Below are 15,960 nucleotides of genomic sequence, written 5' to 3' on the forward strand. Positions count from 1 at the left end.
TGCTGCGGCTGCAGGGTGGATCAGGCGCCGTGGGTGGATTCGGTCTCCACCGGCGTCGACGCGTCGAGCGTGACGATGCGGGTGGCACGTTGCTTGGTGGCGTCGACCAGGCGGGCATTCGGCTCGTCGACGCCGAGCACCCAGGCTTCGGCCTCGTCGAGCGGGTGGCCGTGACCGAGGCGTCGGGCGATGAGTCGGTCGCGGCGCACCTCGTCGTCCACGTCGACGTACCAGGACTCGTCGAGATGCGCGGCGACACCCTGCCAGCCGTGGTCGTCGAACAGGAGGTAGTTGCCCTCCGTGATCACGAGCGGCACCTCGGGGCGGACGAGGACGGCACTGCCGATCGACGCCTCGAGCGAGCGGTCGAACCGGGGTGCGTAGATCGGTGTGCCCGGAGAATCGGCGGTGCGTCCAGCACGCGCGAGGCGGGACAGCAGTGCGACGTAGCCGTCGACGTCGAAGGTGTCGGGCGCGCCCTTGCGGTCGCGTCGCCCGAGGCGGACGAGCTCGGCGTTGTCGAGGTGGAAGCCGTCCATCCCGACGATGACGGCCTGGTCGCCGAGCGCCGCGGCGATCGCGTCGCTCACGGTCGACTTACCCGCTCCGGGCGCACCGACGATCCCGAGGATCCGGCGGGACCCGGTGGCGGCGAGCGAACGGGCGTGATCGATGAGGCCGTCGAGGTCGGTCCCGATCGTGATGCCGCTCATCGTGATGCCTGACCTCTCCTGGGAGCCGACCGGTCGCGATCGCGCCGTCGCCCGACTCACGGTAGGTCCAGGGGATGCGTGTGTCAACACCGGATGTCACCGGTGTCATGATCTGTTGGTGAAATCCATGTCACGGGTGACACGACCGTCATTCCGTGGTTATGATGCTCCCGACCCGGTGCACCGACGCACGGGCCTCATCACGTCGATCGGACCACCTCATGACTGACTTCAACGGCCGCACCATCCTCGTCACGGGAGCGAGCGGCGGCATCGGCGGCACCACTGTCCGCCACCTCGTCGCAGCGGGCGCGCAGGTGATCGCCTCCGGTCGCAACGTCGAACACCTCGACGCCATCGCCGCCGAGACGGGCGCCGAACCGCTGCCCTTCGACCTCACCTCGGAGGACAGCATCCGCGACGCGATCGAGGGACGCGACATCTGGGGCGTCGTCAACTCCGGCGGTTGGGGCGGCGAGATCGCCTCCCCACAGGAGACCGACATCGACGTGTTCGACAAGGTCATCAGCATCAACGCACGCGGATCGCTGCTCGTCACCAAGTACGCGTCCCGCGAGATGATCCGCCAGGAACGCGGCGGCGCGATCGTCAACGTCTCGAGCCAGGCGAGCCTCGTCGCCCTCTCCGGCCACATCTCCTACGGCTCGTCGAAGGCCGCGCTCGACAACATCACGCGGGTCTCCGCCCTGGAACTCGGGAAGTACGGCATCCGGGTGAACGCCGTCAACCCGACCGTCGTGATGACGCCGATGTCCGCCTGGTACTGGGGTCGCCCCGACATCGAAGGCCCCTTCCTCGAGGCGATGCCGCTCGGCAAGTGGGCCACCGAGGACGACATCGCCGGCCCGATCACCTTCCTGCTGAGCGACGCCGCCTGCATGATCTCCGGCGTCTCGCTGCCGATCGACGGCGGCTACACCGCGCGCTGACCCGATCCGGCAGGACCGAACGGAAGGGACCCGAGCATGGCCACGATGCGCCAGATCGCCGCAGCCGCCGGCGTGAGCGCGAAGACGGTCTCGCGGGTCTTCAACGAGGACCCGCACGTCCTCCCGGCGACCCGAGAACGGGTCGAGTCGATCATGCGGGAGCTCGACTACGTGCCGAACTCCCTCGCGACGGCGTTCCGCTCGGGCCGCCCGTCGGTCATCGGGGTCGCCGTGCCCGACATCGTCGACCCGTTCTTCGCCGAGATCGCGCGTGCGGTAGAGCGGACGGCGCGCGATCACGACATGTCGACGCTCGTCACGAGCCTCGGCGACGACCCGGACCGCGAGCGCGCGGTCCTCGAGCCGATGCTCCGGCGCCAGCTGGCCGGAGTGGTGCTCGCGCCGATCAGCGACGACCAGAGCTCACTGGCCGCGTGGGCGTCGCGGACGCCGTTCGTGTTCGTCGACCGCGCGCCGGGTGGCCTCGCCGCCGACGCCTTCACGCAGGACGACTTCGGTGGGGCGTTCGCGGCGACGACGCACCTCGTCGAGCACGGCCACCGCCGGATCGCCTTCGTCGGCGACGAGCTGGCCCTGCCGACGACCGCCGAGCGGCTGCGCGGGTACCGGGCGGCACTCACCGAAGCCGGGCTGCCCGCCGACGAGGAACTCATCGCCCTCGGCGCGGCGACCCGCGAGGGGGCGGCTCGTGCGCTGGCGGCGATCGACTCGAAGGCGACGGCCCTGTTCTCGTCGAACGCCGTCTGCACGATGGCGTTGCTGCCCGCACTCGCCGAGCAACCGCTCCCACTCGTCGCGTTCGGCGACTTCCCCCTGGCAGAGCTCCTGCGACCGTCGGTGTCCGTGATCACGCAGGACCCGGAGGCCCTCGGCCGACTCGCTGCGGAACGGATCATCGACCGCCTCGACCGCCCCGACGCGCGATACCGCCGGAGCACGGTCCTCCCGGTGCACCTCGTCGAGCGCGACTCATGCCGGGCCGCGCCCGCGGTGCGCTGAGTCGCCGGCTCCGAGCCGCCCCGTATAGCCGTCGAATCCCCGGCCCCTGAACCATCCCGGCCCCTGAACCATCTCGGTCCCTGAACCATCTCGGTCCCTGAGCCTGTCGAAGGGCGCCACGCGAACGCCCCGGAAACTCGACCGGCTCGGGAACCGAACCCGGCCGGCCTAGTAGCTCAACGTCGCTGGCGCGAGCTCCGCGGTCTGGTCGCCGACGCGGCTCGGGTCGCGCGGGTCGAGGCGGCGGACCTCGCCGGCATCCGCGAGTTCGTCGAGCTCGATCCAGAAGATGTTCGGACTCCGTGTCGAGCCGAAGTAGTACACCCGGTTCGTGAGGTCCGCGCCGGCCCGCCACCACGTCGGGTACACGTCGCCCGTCGAGTACGGCGCGCCGTACGGCACCGACACGTTCGCGATGAGCTGGAACACACCCGCCACCGCCTCGACGGTGTCCGCCGGCTCCGGCAGGTAGTGGAGGAAGTAGGAGGCCCGCACGAAGCGGTCGACCGAGGTGATGTCGCCGGGAGGCGGCAGCTCGCCGCCGAACGGCCGGTAGCGGTCGCGGTTGGCGAGCTGCTCGTCGAGGCTCGGCGAGTTGGCCATGACGGTGTACTCGCGGCCGTGGTGGACCACGAGCCGGCCGTCGATCGGCTCGATGATCGCGGAGTCACCCGATGCGTCCTCGATGGCGATGTGGATCCCCATCTGGAGGCCGCGGAACATCGGGGACGTGATGCGGACCGTGTCGATGTCGGCGATGGCCTCGGCGACCGAGGCGTAGGTGTCGAGGAGGTACTGCACCCAGAGCGCGTTCGAGACCGTCGGACGGCCGTCGGGCTCGGCGAACGTCACGTCCTCCGGGTCGAGGTAGAGCGCGTGTGCTCCGAGGCCCGCCGTGTTCAGGCCGTCGACGGTCCCCATCCCCCACATGCTCGTGACGACACTGCCGTACCGGGAGGTCCACCGGTGCGAGGTGGCGTCGCCCGTGCCACCTCGGTCGGTACCGCTCGGGACGAACCACAGCTCAGGTTCGTCACTCTCCGACCAGTCCATGCAGCGGCTGACCGTCTTGGCGACCGCGTTGTCGTTCCAGAAGATTCGAGTGCACACGCGCTGAGCGTACTCCGAGCGCGCTCCGCGCCGGAGGGGCTATCGCCCACGCAGTGCCGCCGCCTCGCTGAGCCATCGGCTGTAGCAGTCCCAGGGGTCGACGTCGCGGGCGACCGAGGCGATGTGGGCGAGCAGTCGGGGCGACCCCGTGAACCATTCGGAACGTTCGAGGCGCTCGCGGGCGAACTGTTCGTGACGCGCACGCTCGACGTGCCGGTCGCCGCGTTCGAGGGCGAGCAGTTCGTCGTGCCAGATCGCGGCGAACCGCTGGCGTGGGTTCGTCGTGGTGCCGATCTTCACGCGGTCGCCGTGGCGGAGGTAGTAGACGACGTCGATCCGCGGCCGGGCGAGGTCGTCGTCGGGCACGTCCCCGTGCCGCCACTCGCACGCGGCGCACAACCAGGCGGACGGGTAGTGCCGGCCGAGCCGCGAGCCGCACATGATGCACGGCGACGGCAGGACGTCGACCACACCCCAACGGCGCTCCGCCCAGTCGGCGGCGAGGGCCAGATGATCCTCGCAGAGCGCGACGGGCGCGTCGACCGGTGCCGCGGCGTCACACCCGGGTTGTACGCATCGTCTGTGGGGCATCTCCCGAGTGTCCCCCAACCCGCCGACACCGGCCTCCAACCCCGGTCCCTGAGCCTGTCGAAGGGCACACGAACAGACCCCACCCTTCGACAAGCCCAGGGACCGATCGGTTGGGCCGGCAGGGACCGGCTGGGTGAGCGAACAAACGACCGACTCCAACCCCGGTCCCTGAGCCTGTCGAAGGGCACACGGACAGACCCCGCCGTTCAACAAGCTCAGGGACCGAACGGTTGGGCTGGCAGGGACCGGCTGGGTGAGCGAACAAACGACCGACTCCAACCCCGGTCCCTGAGCCTGTCGAAGGGCACACGAACAGACCCCACCCTTCGACAAGCTCAGGGACCGAACGGTTGCGCCGGCAGGGACCGGCTGGGTGAGCGAACAAACGACCGACTCCAACCCCGGTCCCTGAGCCTGTCGAAGGGCACACGAACAGACCCCACCCTTCGACAAGCTCAGGGACCGAACGGTTGCGCCGGCAGGGACCGGCTGGGTGAGCGAACAAACGACCGACTCCAACCCCGGTCCCTGAGCCTGTCGAAGGGCACACGAACAGACCCCACCCTTCGACAAGCTCAGGGACCGAACGGTTGCGCCGGCAGGGACCGGCTGGGTGAGCGAACAAACGACCGACTCCAACCCCGGTCCCTGAGCCTGTCGAAGGGCACACGAACAGACCCCACCCTTCGACAAGCTCAGGGACCGAACGGTTGCGCCGGCAGGGACCGGCTGGGTGAGCGAACAAACGACCGACTCCAACCCCGGTCCCTGAGCCTGTCGAAGGGCACACGAACAGACCCCACCCTTCGACAAGCTCAGGGACCGAACGGTTGCGCCGGCAGGGACCGGCTGGGTGAGCGAACAAACGACCGACTCCAACCCCGGTCCCTGAGCCTGTCGAAGGGCACACGAACAGACCCCACCCTTCGACAAGCTCAGGGACCGAACGGTTGCGCCGGCAGGGACCGGCTGGGTGAGCGAACAAACGACCGACTCCAACCCCGGTCCCTGAGCCTGTCGAAGGGCACACGAACAGACCCCACCCTTCGACAAGCTCAGGGACCGAACGGTTGCGCCGGCAGGGACCGGCTGGGTGAGCGAACAAACGACCGACTCCAACCCCGGTCCCTGAGCCTGTCGAAGGGCACACGGACAGACCCCACCCTTCGACAAGCTCAGGGACCGAACGGTTGCGCTGGCAGGGACCGACCGGACGGGCGAACGAAACGACCGACTCCAACCCCGGTCCCTGAGCCTGTCGAAGGGCACACGGCCAGACCCCACCCTTCGACAAGCTCAGGGACCGAACGGGCGAAGCGGCAGGGTCGAGCGACGGTCCTCCACAACTCCCCTGTGATCCGAGAGCGTCCACCGTCGGACGTCAGCGCAGACAGACAGGATCGAGGTCCTGAGAGGCTTCCCGGATGCCCCACGTCTACATCCTCAAATGCGCCGACGGATCCTTCTACACCGGCAGCACCATCGACCTTGCTCGACGAGTCGCCGAGCACATGGACGGCCTCGGAGCGACCTACACCCGCGACCGACTGCCCGTCACACTCGTCTGGTCGGCCGAGTACGACCGCGTGGACGACGCATTCTTCATCGAGAAACGTCTTCAGGGGTGGAGCCGGGCGAAGAAGCAAGCAGTGATCGACGGGCGGTTCGACGACCTCCCGCGCCTCAGCTGCTCGCGGATCACCGCATGGCGCGATCCAGAACCCGGAACGGACCCGGTGGCCGGTCCCTGAGCCTGTCGAAGGGCACACGGACAGACCCCGCCCTTCGACAAGCTCAGGGACCGAACGGGTGGGCTGGCAGGGACCGGCCGAGTGAGCAGACAAGGACCGGCCGTTCGGAAACGACCGACTCCGACCCGGTCCCTGAGCCTGTCGAAGGGCACACGGACAGACCCCGCCCTTCGACAAGCTCAGGGACCGAACGGTTGGGCTGGCAAGGACCGGCTGGGTGAGCGGACAGGGACCGACCGTTCGGAAACGACCGACTCCGACCCCGGTCCCTGAGCCTGTCGAAGGGCACACGGACAGACCCCGCCCTTCGACAAGCTCAGGGACCGAACGGGTGGGCTGGCAGGGACCGGCCGAGTGAGCAGACAAGGACCGACCCTTCAGAAACGACCGACTCCAACCCCGGTCCCTGAGCCTGTCGAAGGGCACACGGACAGACCCCGCCCTTCGACAAGCTCAGGGACCGAACGGTTGGGCTGGCAGGGACCGCCCTTCGTCAGGCTCAGGGACCAGACAGGCGAGCGGACAACCCTTCGACAGGCTCAGGGACCGGACAGGGAGCGCCCTTCGACACGCTCAGGGAGCGGACCGGCGAAGGGCGTTCGGCTGGGAGACGATCGGGTGGCCTCCCAGCCGATGCGCACGTCACAGCGCGATCGCGCGACCCTCCTCGTGGGAGCGGATCGCCGCTCGGTAGATGTCGTGGGTGAGCGCCGCCTCCTCGGGGCGCGCCGCCCCGAACCGGTCGCCGAGGGAGCCGTGTCGCTCGGCGAGGAACACGGCCCACATCTGGAGGATCGTGTCGGAGAACCCGGACTCGAAGTTCGGGCCGGTCACCGTCGGCCAGACCGACTGGCTGCCTGCGTCGAGCTGCTGCCACACCTGCTCCCGACCGCCGCCCGGGATGTCCCGCACCGCGAACACCTCGACGAGCTTCGGGTTCTTCGTGCTGAACCGGACCCCGCCGTCGAGACCGATCGCCTCGAACTCCCACGTGTTCTTCTGTCCGGGATCGATGCGCTTCGTCTCGGTCGCCAGCGGGAAGCGGACACCGTCGTGGGTCGCCCAGCTGTGCAGCACGGCGTTGTCCCAGGTGTCGCATGGCACGAGCGAACCGTCGGGGCCGGGACGCTCGGTGACGATGTTCTGCAGCACCCCGTACACGCTCTCGGGTGCCCAGCCGAGCCGCAGCGGCACGTGCCAGGTGTGCATCCCGAGGTCGTTCATCACGCCGGCCTCACCGCAGAACTGCGTCTGGCGCTTCCAGTTGATCTGCTTGCCCCGATCGATGTCACTCGAGTGCAGGAAACTGTTGCGCGCCTCGACGATCGTGCCGAGCGCCCCGGACCGCACGTAGTCGATCGCCAGCTGCGCTCCCGGGAAGAACGGCATCTCACTCGAACACCGGACGAAGCTCTCCGGGTGCTCCGCCATCGCCGCGAGGACGGACTGCGCGGCCGCCGCGTCGATCCCGAACGGCTTCTCCGCCAGGAGACCCTTCCCGGCTCGGATGACGTCGGTGTAGATCTGCTCGTGGAGGTCGTGACGCACGGCCACGTAGACGACGTCGACCGACGGGTCGGCGAGCAGCTCGTGGTAGTCCGTGGTCTTCGTGACGACCGTGTCGATCTCGTCGAACCAGTCGAGCGCCGCCGGGTTGATGTCGCAGACGGCCGTCAGTCGCGGTCGCACCGGGTGGTCGATGAGTGCCGGCCACCGCTGGATGGCGGCTGCGATCTCGCGCCCCATGAGTCCGCCGCCGATGATCGCGACGTTGACGCGCTCCGCCGTCGCCCGGTCGGCCGTCACCTGGTCGGCGCTCATGCGCGAGCCGCCTCGAGGATCGCGAGGCCGGCATCGGCGTCGGCGCCGTCGTGCAGCACCGCCATGAGTGCCGCGGTGATGGCGGCCGGATGCTCGTGCTGGATGATGTTGCGGCCGTAGACGATGCCGCTGACCCCCGCGTCGAGGACGGCGACCGTGCGCTCCAGCAGGGTCCGGTCGTCGACGCGACCGCCGCCGCGGACGAGGACGGGGATGTCTCCGGCGACCTGCACGACCCGCGGGTACTCGGTGATGTCGCTACTCGGGTCGGCCTTGATGAGGTCGGCGCCGAGTTCGACCGCCTGGCGCACGAGGGTGACGATCTTCTCGATGTCGCCGTCAACCTGGTACCCGCCGGCCGTCGTGTTGTCCTGCATGACGAGCGGTTCGATCATGAGCGGCATCCCGTACCGGGTCGCTTCGCGGCGCAGGGCCATGATCGAGCGGATGTTCGCCTCACGGACCTCGGGGTGGTCGGGGATCTGCATGAGGTTGACGCACACGGCGACGGCGTCCAGCCGGACGGCCTCCTCGATCGCGTGCGGCACGTGGTGGCTGTAGAGGATCGAGTCGAGCGGGTTGCCGTAGACGTTCGCGACGTCCGTCCGCAGGACGAGCGCCGGCTTGTCCTTGCCGGGGACCTGCTGCAGGAGACGGGCCTGGCCGAGGGTCAGCTGGACGGCGTCCGGGCCCGCGGCGACGAGGGTGCGGACGACCTCGCCCATGTCCTCGATACCGGTGATGAACGAACGCTCGCCGAAGAACCCGTGGTCGACGGCGACGTCGAGCGCGCGACCGGATCGGGCGTTGAAGAGACGATTGAGGCGGTACAGCGACATTGCGGCGGCTCCTGATCGTGACGGGGAGGGTTTCCGAATCGTCCCTCGGTGTGTCACAGTAGTGGCCTGAGACAACGTTGTCTAGCTTGCGTCGGGTCAGCCCCGGGGCGAAGAACGGAGGGTCCATGGGCGAGATCGTCGTCGCCGGTCACATCTGCGTCGACCTGTCGCCAGGGCTGAGCGCGAGCGCACGAATCGATCCGGGCGCCCTCATCGACACCGGCCCGCTCCGCATCTCCCTCGGCGGCTGCGTCGCGAACACCGGCCTGGCCCTCGCCGACCTCGGGAGCACGGTCCGCCTGCACGCGACCGTCGGCGACGACGAGCTCGGCGCGATCGTCGCGTCGCGCATCGCCGCGCACGAGCGGCTGCACCCGGCGCTCGAGGTCACCGACCGGGCCGCGACCTCCTACAGCGTCGTCGTCGAGCCCGCCGGCCTCGACCGGACCTTCTGGCACCACACCGGTGCCAACGAGGTGTTCACCGGCGAGCACCTGGCCGTCGGCGACGCGGACCTCGTCCACCTCGGCTATCCCCCGCTGCTCCCCGGGATCGTCGCCGACGACGCGGCGCCCCTCGCGAGGCTGCTCGAACGGATCCACCGACACGGTGCCACCACCTCGATGGACCTCGCCGTCGTCGACCCCACGAGCGCCGTCGGTCATCTGGACTGGGAGGCGATCCTCCGGCGCACCCTGCCGCTGACCGACATCGTGAGTCCGAGCGTCGACGACCTGCGTTCGGCGCTCGGCACGCTCCGCCTACCCGCCGGGACCAGCGCATCGCCCCTGGCCCAAGCGGCGGCGTTCGCCGACCTGCTGCTCGCCTGGGGTGCCGGGGTCGTGGCGATCTCGGCCGGCGAGGACGGTCTGCTCCTCCGGGCCGCCGGTGTCGACCGCCTGCGTTCGGGCGGACGGATGCTCGCACCGCTCGCCGAGGCCTGGGCCGACGTCGACCTCGTCGCGCCGCCCGTCCCCGCACCCGCGTTCGTGTCGACCAACGGCGCCGGGGACGCGTCGACCGCCGGCCTGCTCTTCGCGATGTCACACGGTGCCGCACCGGCGGAAGCGGCCGAACTCGCGGGCGCGAGTGCCGCAGCGACGATCGCGGGACGCCGTCCGACGGCGGCCGAGATCACCCGACTGCGCCCCGGACTCAGCGGGCTCTTCGCGGTCGCGGGGGCGGGCGAGCCGATCGCATGATCCCCCATACGCCAGGATGGTGAGCATGCGCAGCTCCCGACCCCCGACCATGAACGATGTCGCCGCGGCAGCCGGGGTCGGGCTGAAGACGGTGTCGCGGTACGTGAACGGCGCGACGAACATCAACCAGGAGCTGTCGGAACGGATCGGCGCGGCGATCGAGGCCCTCGGCTACCGACACAACCTGGCGGCCGCGAGCATCCGGCCCGGCCGGTCGAGCAAGGTCATCGGGCTGATCATCAGCGACCTGGCGAACCCCTATTACTCGGTGTTGGCACGCTCGGTGGAGCGCGTGTGCACGGAACACGGCTACCTGCTGATGTCCGCGAGCTCCGAGGAGGACGCCGGCCGGCACCGGCTGCTCGTCGACCGGCTGGTCGCACAACGCGTGGACGGCCTCGTCGTCGTGCCACCACGGCAGGCGACCACGTCCTGGGCCACGAGCACGATCGTGCACGTCCCGATGGTGCTCGTCGACCGACCGACCGGGCCGCTCGAGTCGGTCGAGGTGCACACGGTGCTCGCCGACAACGCGGGCGGGGCGACCCGGGCGACCGCGGCCATGCTCGCCGCGGGTGCACGTCGGGTCGCGTTCCTCGGCGACTCACTCGAGCTGTACACGATGCGCGAGCGACTGGCCGGCTACCACCGGGCGCTCGCCGAGGCCGATCTCGGCGGCGCGACGGGGACGGGTCCGATCGAGCCGATCGTCTCCGACGGCGCACACTCCGTCGAGGACGCTGCGGCGGTCGTGGCGGGGTTCCTGGCGTCGGGCGAGGTCGACGCGGTGTTCGCAGCGAACAACCGGGCCGCGATCGGGGCCATGCAGGCGTTCGCGACGGCCGGGCACCGGCTGCCGCTCGTGGGGTTCGACGACTTCGAGGCGGCACCGCTCGTGTCCCCGGCGGTGTCGGTGGTGGCGCAGGACGTCGCGCTCATGGGCCGGGTCGCGGCGGAGACCCTCCTCGGACTCATCGCCGGCGAGGCGGGCCCACCCGTGACCCACACCCTGGACGTGCGCCTGGAGCTGCGCGGTTCCGAGCGCTGACGCCCTTCGACAAGCTCAGGGACCGGTGACGGGTGCTCAGGGACCGGAAGAAGTGCACCCGGACCACCCTTCGACAAGCTCAGGGACCGGAAGAGGTGCTCCGGGACCGGAGGGGCATTCACGGACCGTGGGAAGCGACCCCGAGCACGAAGAAACCACGGACGGAGAACCGCTCCCTGAGCCTGTCGGAGGGCACACGAGAAGACGCCGCCCTTCGACGAGCTCAGGGACCGGAAGAAGTGCTCAGGGACCGGAAGAGGTGCACCCGGACCGCCCTTCGACAAGCTCAGGGACCGGGAGAGGCGCTCAGGGACCGGCGGGGTACGTGAGACCGTGGCCGAAGCGGAAGAGCGGGTCCTCGGTGTCGTAGGGGACGTCGGACCGACTCGCCTCGACGGCCGCCATCGAGCGCGGCAGGTCGAACGGGAGCCGACCCTCCGGCAGTGCCCGACCGAAGACGACGTCGAGGAACGCCGCATCACTGCCGCCGAAGCTCGCGACGAGCGCCGCGACCGCATCTGCCACCCCGGCGAGGATCGCCGGTCGGTCGAGGTGTATGTCGAGCACGGTCGGCACCGTCAGCGCGAGCGTCTGCAACCGCTCGACCTCGTCGGCCGGGATGTCGAGCGAGCCGGCGTGGAACATGGCCTCGAAGCCGCCGGGCCGCGGTTCGTACGGCGTCTGCATGCGCACGAGGGCGACGTCCGCCGACGCCGGATCCGCGACGACCTCGCCGTACGCGCCCGCGACCTCGGGGTCGACACCCTCCAGGTACAACCGGGGACGCGGCGAGCGCACCGGCAGCGTCTCCTCCACGTTCGTCAGGACGGTGAACGCGCGGCGCTGTGCGGCCTCGCCGGCGGCGACGAAGTCCGCGCGCCCGACGATCCCACTCGCGGCGCCCGCGTCCACGTACGGCTGCTCGAAGAGCCCGAGCACGAACTTCTCGCGGAGCAGTCTCCGGACGGACGCGTCGATGCGGTCCTCGGTGATCCGTCCCTGTTCGACGAGTTCGACGACGAGCTCGGGTCGGGCCTCGCCACCGAACTGGTCGCAGCCGGCCTGCAGGATGCGCTCGACCCGGGACAACTCGTCGAGGTGCTCCAGGCCCCAGGCCCGCGCTGGCATGTCCTGTCCCATGATCGACGTGTCGGTGACGAGCCCCCAGTCGGTGCAGACGATGCCTGCGAAGCCGAGTTCCTCGCGGAGGAGCCCGGTGATGATCCCGTGGTTGAAGGCGAACGCGACCTCCTCGTGTTCGGTTCCGACGGGCATGCCGTAGTAGGGCATCATCTGCGCGGCTCCGGCGGCGATCGCGGCGCGGAACGGGATGAGGTGGTAGTCGAAGTTGTCGCCGGGGTACACCTGTTCGCGCCCGTAGGCGAAGTGCGGGTCCTCCCCGTCGAGCTGGGGCCCACCACCCGGGAAGTGCTTCGTCATCGTGGAGACCGACTGCGGCCCGAGTTCGGCGCCCTGGAACCCTCGGATGTAACCGGCGACGAGTTCGGCACTGAGCTCGGCGTCCTCGCCGAAGGTGCCGCCGATGCGCGACCAGCGCGGCTCGGTCGCGAGGTCGACCTGCGGGTGGAGCGCCAGCCGGATCCCGACGGCGAGGTACTCCTGCCTCGCGGTGTCGGCGAAGGCCTCGACGAGGTCTGCCGATCCGATCGCCGCGAGGCCAAGCGTCTCGGGCCACTGCGAGAACGCGCCGGCACGGGCGGCCGTCCCCACGTTGTCGGTGAAGTGGTTGCGGGGGTCGGTCGACAGCGTGACCGGGATGCCGAGTCGCGTGCGCGACGCGCGCTCCTGCAGGGCGTTGGTCCACTCGGCGAGCGCCGTCGTGTCGGGCGCGGTGCCGAGGACGTTGAAGTGGGACATGAGCTGCTCGCCGATCATGTGCTCGCCACTCGCGAGTCCCATGTGCGGGTTCGCCTCGTCGATGGGCCCCGGGGCGATCATCGTCTGGAAGAGCATGCCGGCCTTCTCGGCGACGGTCATCCGTCCGAGGAGGTCCTCCACCCGGTCCTCCACCGGCAGGCTCGCGTCGCGGTAGGGCAGCGCCGGTTCATGCTCGCTCATGGTGGTCCGTTTCTCGTCAGTGAGTGGGGCGGCGTCGGGATCACCCGGGCTCAGGCGAGCCGGAAGCGAAAACCGAACTCCGTTCGGGAACGGAGCGTGACTCCAGTATGCCCGCTGACGAGGATCACGCAAGACTCAGTCGGCGTGATTCCCCATGGCGCGCAGCCCGTCGGCCAGCCAGTCCAGCGACGGGGAGACGCCTGGCGCGACCGGATGGCGATTGAGGTGGCCATGGAGGACGCCTGGCTCGAGCCGACTGCGGACGGGAGCACCGGCGGCCTCCGACGCCGCGATGAGCAGCTCCCCCGACGGCCGGAGGTCGTCGAACTCCGAGAGCAGGACCGACAGCGGCGGGCGGTCCGGGGTCACGGGGACGATTCCCGGCAGCGCGAGCTCGGGCACGTCCTCCAGCCGACCGACGTAGTTCCCGACCATCCAGTCGATCGACTCGGTCGGGAACCGCATGAAGTCCGGGAGGACCGCCATCTCGGCCAGGACGTCCGCGGGCAGCGCTGGCACGACGGCGTGCAGGAACGGGTAGGCCAGCAGCACGGCGTCCGCACGTCGATCGCTGCGGAGTGACGCGGCGAGCGCGAGGGCCGCTCCGGCGCTGGCCCCACCGATGGCCGTCCGCGCACCGGGAACGGCCGACCGCTCGTCGTCGAGTTGCTCCCAGACCGCGAGCACGTCGTCGAGCGGCACCGGGTATCGCGTCGTGCCGTCCGCCAGTCGATAGTCGACGGAGACGACCTCGGCACCCGCTCGCGCCGCCAGTTCGGCGCTCACGACGTGCGCCTCCGGCCAGTCGAGCGTCCCCGCCGCGAAGCCGCCGCCGTGCACCCAGAGGAGGGCGACACCACTGGGGTCGGCCGGGACGTAGCGTCGGATCGGGACCGTGCCGTGCGGACCGTCGACGACCTCGTCGGTGATCACCACGTCGCTCGGTGGACTCCACGGCCCGTCGTCACCGTATGCGTCGAGTCGTTCCTGGAACTCCTCGTCGAGGGTCCCACCGGCGGCAGCGCGATCGGCGTTCGAGAACCCGTCGAAGAGGCTCAGGCGGTCGCGGTAGTACGGATCGAGTGACATGCGCCGAGCCTACCCAGCAGACTCGGTCGACCCAGCCGACTCAGACCACGACGCCGCCGACGCGGTGGAGGTAGACGTCGATGGCGTCCCGGCTCTCCTGGATGCAGCCGAGCTTCGCGTCCAGTCGCTCGCGATGCTCGAGCAACCGCTCCAGCACCTCCGCCGAGGGCGTCACCTGGTAGATCGTGTCGTCGTCCTCGAAGCAGGGCAGGACCTGGAGGATGAGCGCGGTCGGCATGCCGACGGCGATCAGCTCGCGGATGCGCTGCACCTTCGCGACGAGGTGGTCCCCGTACTCGCGGTACCCGTTCGGGCAGCGGGTCGGGCGCAGCAACCCCTGTTCCTCGTAGTACCGGAGCAGCCGCGGCGTGCTCCCGGTGGCCGCCGCCAGTTCGCCGATGCGCATGCAAGACCCCTTCGACCGAGTTGTGTCCTCTTGGAGCAGCCGTCGGTGCCGGGCGGATATTCCCGGCGCACCCTCGTCGACTTGACCCTGCCACCAGTGGCAGGCCGGGAGACTCACCGACATGACCACCGACAGTTTGCGCACGGCACGATCCACGCCCCCTCCTGCCACCCGAACCCGCTCTCCCCTCCCGACCGCGCTGCTCCTCGCCACCGTCGGATTCGTGACACTCCTCACCGAGGTGCTCCCGGCCGGGGTCCTCCCCGCGATGGCCGCCGACCTGGGCGTCTCGGAGTCGATCGCGGGCCAGAGCGTCGCCGTCTTCGCACTCGGCTGCATCGTCGCCGCGATCCCGCTCAGCCGTGCGCTCGCGAAGCTCGACCGCCGGACGGTCGTGCTGCTCGCCCTGGTCGTCTCGGCGCTCGCGAACGCCGGCACGGCCGTCGCGCCCGACCTGCTCACGCATCTCGCGACCCGGTTCGTCGCGGGGCTCGTGGCCGGCGTCGTCTGGGCGATGCTCCCGGGGTACACGCGCGGGTTCACCACCCCGGAGCGGTTCGGCTCCACGCTCGGCATCGTGCTGTCCGGTGCCACGCTCGGCTTCGCGCTCGGCGTCCCGGCCGGCGCGGTCCTCGGTGAGGGGTTCGGTTGGCGCACGGTGTTCGGGATCGTCGCCGCCACCACCGCGCTCCTCGGCGTCATCGCGGTCGTCGTCGCTCCCCGCGTGGCAGGCAGCGCCCCCGGGCGTTCGACACGCATGGGTGCGGCGCTCGGCATCCCCGCGGTCGTCACGATCCTCGTGGCCCTCGCCGTCTGCATCATCGGCCAGAACATCGCGTACACCTACCTCGCACCCGTCCTGTTCTCCCGCGGGACGCCCGTGCCGCTCGAGGTGCTCCTCGCCACCTTCGGTGTGGCGTCGGTCGTCGGCACGCTCGGCGCCGGACGGCTGGCGAACCTGCGCCTCGGGACGACCATCCTCACGGCCGCCCTCCTCGGGACCGTCGGCCTCGCCGTCGTGGCCTGGGATCCCCCGGTCGTCGTCCTCCTCATCGCGGCGGCAGGCTGGGGGCTCGCCTTCGGCGCCTACTCCGTGCTCTTCCAGGTGGCGATCGCCCGGGTCGCCGGGAACGCTGCTGACGCGGCCCAGTCGGCGCTCGTCACGGTGTGGAACTGCTCGATCGCCACCGGCGGGGCGGTCGGCGGGATCATCCTCGGCACCTGGGGCCCGGCCCTGCTCCTCCCGGCAGCGGCCGCGCTGACCATCGTCGCCATCCCCCTCTGCGCCGTGATCGCACGCGCCGTCCGCCGTGGGTGAACGACGGAGGACCCGGCACGCCA

The 15,960-nt window shown here is 70.3% G+C and carries 14 protein-coding genes; 6 read left to right on the forward strand and 8 right to left on the reverse strand.

Going from position 1 to position 15,960, the window contains the following annotated elements:
• Positions 1-20 precede the first annotated feature (20 nt).
• The gene (locus IFT89_RS03035) at positions 21-713 is read right to left on the reverse strand and encodes a nucleoside/nucleotide kinase family protein (protein WP_202938178.1); all 693 of its coding nucleotides are present in this window, start codon (positions 711-713) and stop codon (positions 21-23) included.
• 221 nt (positions 714-934) lie between these two features.
• On the opposite strand from IFT89_RS03035, the gene IFT89_RS03040 reads away from it, so the two are divergent.
• Both IFT89_RS03040 and IFT89_RS03045 read left to right on the forward strand, forming a co-directional pair.
• The gene (locus tag IFT89_RS03040) at positions 935-1,663 is read left to right on the forward strand and encodes an SDR family oxidoreductase (RefSeq protein ID WP_202938179.1); all 729 of its coding nucleotides are present in this window, start codon (positions 935-937) and stop codon (positions 1,661-1,663) included.
• Between the two features lie 36 nt (positions 1,664-1,699).
• A complete protein-coding gene (locus IFT89_RS03045; RefSeq protein WP_192018458.1) occupies positions 1,700-2,683 on the forward strand; it encodes a LacI family DNA-binding transcriptional regulator in 984 nt (327 codons plus the stop codon).
• Positions 2,684-2,851: 168 nt separating this feature from the next.
• Here IFT89_RS03045 and IFT89_RS03050 read toward each other — a convergent pair whose 3' ends face one another.
• Both IFT89_RS03050 and IFT89_RS03055 read right to left on the reverse strand, forming a co-directional pair.
• Positions 2,852-3,793: a linear amide C-N hydrolase gene (locus IFT89_RS03050; RefSeq protein WP_202938180.1), complete on the reverse strand. Its 942-nt coding sequence runs from the start codon at positions 3,791-3,793 to the stop codon at positions 2,852-2,854.
• 39 nt (positions 3,794-3,832) lie between these two features.
• Positions 3,833-4,384 carry a GIY-YIG nuclease family protein gene (locus IFT89_RS03055; RefSeq protein ID WP_202938181.1) on the reverse strand — a complete coding sequence of 184 codons (552 nt, stop codon included), beginning with the start codon at positions 4,382-4,384 and terminating at the stop codon, positions 3,833-3,835.
• Between the two features lie 1,424 nt (positions 4,385-5,808).
• Between IFT89_RS03055 and IFT89_RS03060 the strand changes: the two genes are divergently transcribed.
• Complete coding sequence (locus tag IFT89_RS03060) at positions 5,809-6,135, forward strand: GIY-YIG nuclease family protein (protein ID WP_202938182.1); 327 nt, start codon at positions 5,809-5,811, stop codon at positions 6,133-6,135.
• Positions 6,136-6,777: 642 nt separating this feature from the next.
• Here IFT89_RS03060 and IFT89_RS03065 read toward each other — a convergent pair.
• Together IFT89_RS03065 and IFT89_RS03070 are read right to left on the reverse strand one after the other, a co-directional pair.
• Positions 6,778-7,956: a Gfo/Idh/MocA family protein gene (locus IFT89_RS03065; RefSeq protein WP_202938183.1), complete on the reverse strand. Its 1,179-nt coding sequence runs from the start codon at positions 7,954-7,956 to the stop codon at positions 6,778-6,780.
• The gene (locus IFT89_RS03070; RefSeq protein ID WP_202938184.1) at positions 7,953-8,795 is read right to left on the reverse strand and encodes a class I fructose-bisphosphate aldolase; all 843 of its coding nucleotides are present in this window, start codon (positions 8,793-8,795) and stop codon (positions 7,953-7,955) included. Before IFT89_RS03070 ends, IFT89_RS03065 begins: the two co-directional genes overlap by 4 nt.
• Before the next feature lie 125 nt (positions 8,796-8,920).
• Between IFT89_RS03070 and IFT89_RS03075 the strand changes: the two genes are divergently transcribed.
• Positions 8,921-9,997 carry a carbohydrate kinase family protein gene (locus IFT89_RS03075; RefSeq protein ID WP_202938185.1) on the forward strand — a complete coding sequence of 359 codons (1,077 nt, stop codon included), beginning with the start codon at positions 8,921-8,923 and terminating at the stop codon, positions 9,995-9,997.
• 25 nt (positions 9,998-10,022) lie between these two features.
• On the forward strand, positions 10,023-11,045 hold the full coding sequence (locus IFT89_RS03080) for a LacI family DNA-binding transcriptional regulator (protein ID WP_202938186.1): 1,023 nt from the start codon (positions 10,023-10,025) through the stop codon (positions 11,043-11,045).
• Between the two features lie 306 nt (positions 11,046-11,351).
• On the opposite strand, the gene IFT89_RS03085 is transcribed toward IFT89_RS03080, so the two are convergent.
• From IFT89_RS03085 to IFT89_RS03095, 3 genes are all read right to left on the reverse strand, one after another.
• On the reverse strand, positions 11,352-13,124 hold the full coding sequence (locus IFT89_RS03085) for a glycoside hydrolase family 3 protein (protein ID WP_202938187.1): 1,773 nt from the start codon (positions 13,122-13,124) through the stop codon (positions 11,352-11,354).
• A gap of 135 nt (positions 13,125-13,259) precedes the next feature.
• Entirely contained in the window at positions 13,260-14,213 is a 954-nt protein-coding gene (locus tag IFT89_RS03090) for an alpha/beta hydrolase fold domain-containing protein (RefSeq protein WP_202938188.1), read from the reverse strand.
• Positions 14,214-14,253: 40 nt separating this feature from the next.
• A complete protein-coding gene (locus tag IFT89_RS03095; RefSeq protein WP_191941536.1) occupies positions 14,254-14,619 on the reverse strand; it encodes a MerR family transcriptional regulator in 366 nt (121 codons plus the stop codon).
• Between the two features lie 121 nt (positions 14,620-14,740).
• Here IFT89_RS03095 and IFT89_RS03100 point away from each other — a divergent pair, with 121 nt between their 5' ends.
• Complete coding sequence (locus tag IFT89_RS03100) at positions 14,741-15,937, forward strand: MFS transporter (protein WP_202938189.1); 1,197 nt, start codon at positions 14,741-14,743, stop codon at positions 15,935-15,937.
• The last annotated feature ends 23 nt before the right edge of the window (positions 15,938-15,960 follow it).

This window comes from Plantibacter sp. CFBP 13570, assembly GCF_014841395.1.
Taxonomy (GTDB): domain Bacteria; phylum Actinomycetota; class Actinomycetes; order Actinomycetales; family Microbacteriaceae; genus Plantibacter; species Plantibacter auratus.

What these genes read in the sequence shown, in the direction of transcription:
- IFT89_RS03100 (WP_202938189.1), top strand. Translation starts at nt 14,741, where the DNA reads ATGACCACCGACAGTTTGCGCACGGCACGATCCACGCCCCCTCCTGCC.
- IFT89_RS03055 (WP_202938181.1), bottom strand. Translation starts at nt 4,384, where the DNA reads ATGCCCCACAGACGATGCGTACAACCCGGGTGTGACGCCGCGGCACCG.
- IFT89_RS03075 (WP_202938185.1), top strand. Translation starts at nt 8,921, where the DNA reads ATGGGCGAGATCGTCGTCGCCGGTCACATCTGCGTCGACCTGTCGCCA.
- IFT89_RS03095 (WP_191941536.1), bottom strand. Translation starts at nt 14,619, where the DNA reads ATGCGCATCGGCGAACTGGCGGCGGCCACCGGGAGCACGCCGCGGCTG.
- IFT89_RS03045 (WP_192018458.1), top strand. Translation starts at nt 1,700, where the DNA reads ATGGCCACGATGCGCCAGATCGCCGCAGCCGCCGGCGTGAGCGCGAAG.
- IFT89_RS03090 (WP_202938188.1), bottom strand. Translation starts at nt 14,213, where the DNA reads ATGTCACTCGATCCGTACTACCGCGACCGCCTGAGCCTCTTCGACGGG.
- IFT89_RS03060 (WP_202938182.1), top strand. Translation starts at nt 5,809, where the DNA reads ATGCCCCACGTCTACATCCTCAAATGCGCCGACGGATCCTTCTACACC.
- IFT89_RS03085 (WP_202938187.1), bottom strand. Translation starts at nt 13,124, where the DNA reads ATGAGCGAGCATGAACCGGCGCTGCCCTACCGCGACGCGAGCCTGCCG.
- IFT89_RS03070 (WP_202938184.1), bottom strand. Translation starts at nt 8,795, where the DNA reads ATGTCGCTGTACCGCCTCAATCGTCTCTTCAACGCCCGATCCGGTCGC.
- IFT89_RS03065 (WP_202938183.1), bottom strand. Translation starts at nt 7,956, where the DNA reads ATGAGCGCCGACCAGGTGACGGCCGACCGGGCGACGGCGGAGCGCGTC.
- IFT89_RS03035 (WP_202938178.1), bottom strand. Translation starts at nt 713, where the DNA reads ATGAGCGGCATCACGATCGGGACCGACCTCGACGGCCTCATCGATCAC.
- IFT89_RS03040 (WP_202938179.1), top strand. Translation starts at nt 935, where the DNA reads ATGACTGACTTCAACGGCCGCACCATCCTCGTCACGGGAGCGAGCGGC.
- IFT89_RS03080 (WP_202938186.1), top strand. Translation starts at nt 10,023, where the DNA reads ATGCGCAGCTCCCGACCCCCGACCATGAACGATGTCGCCGCGGCAGCC.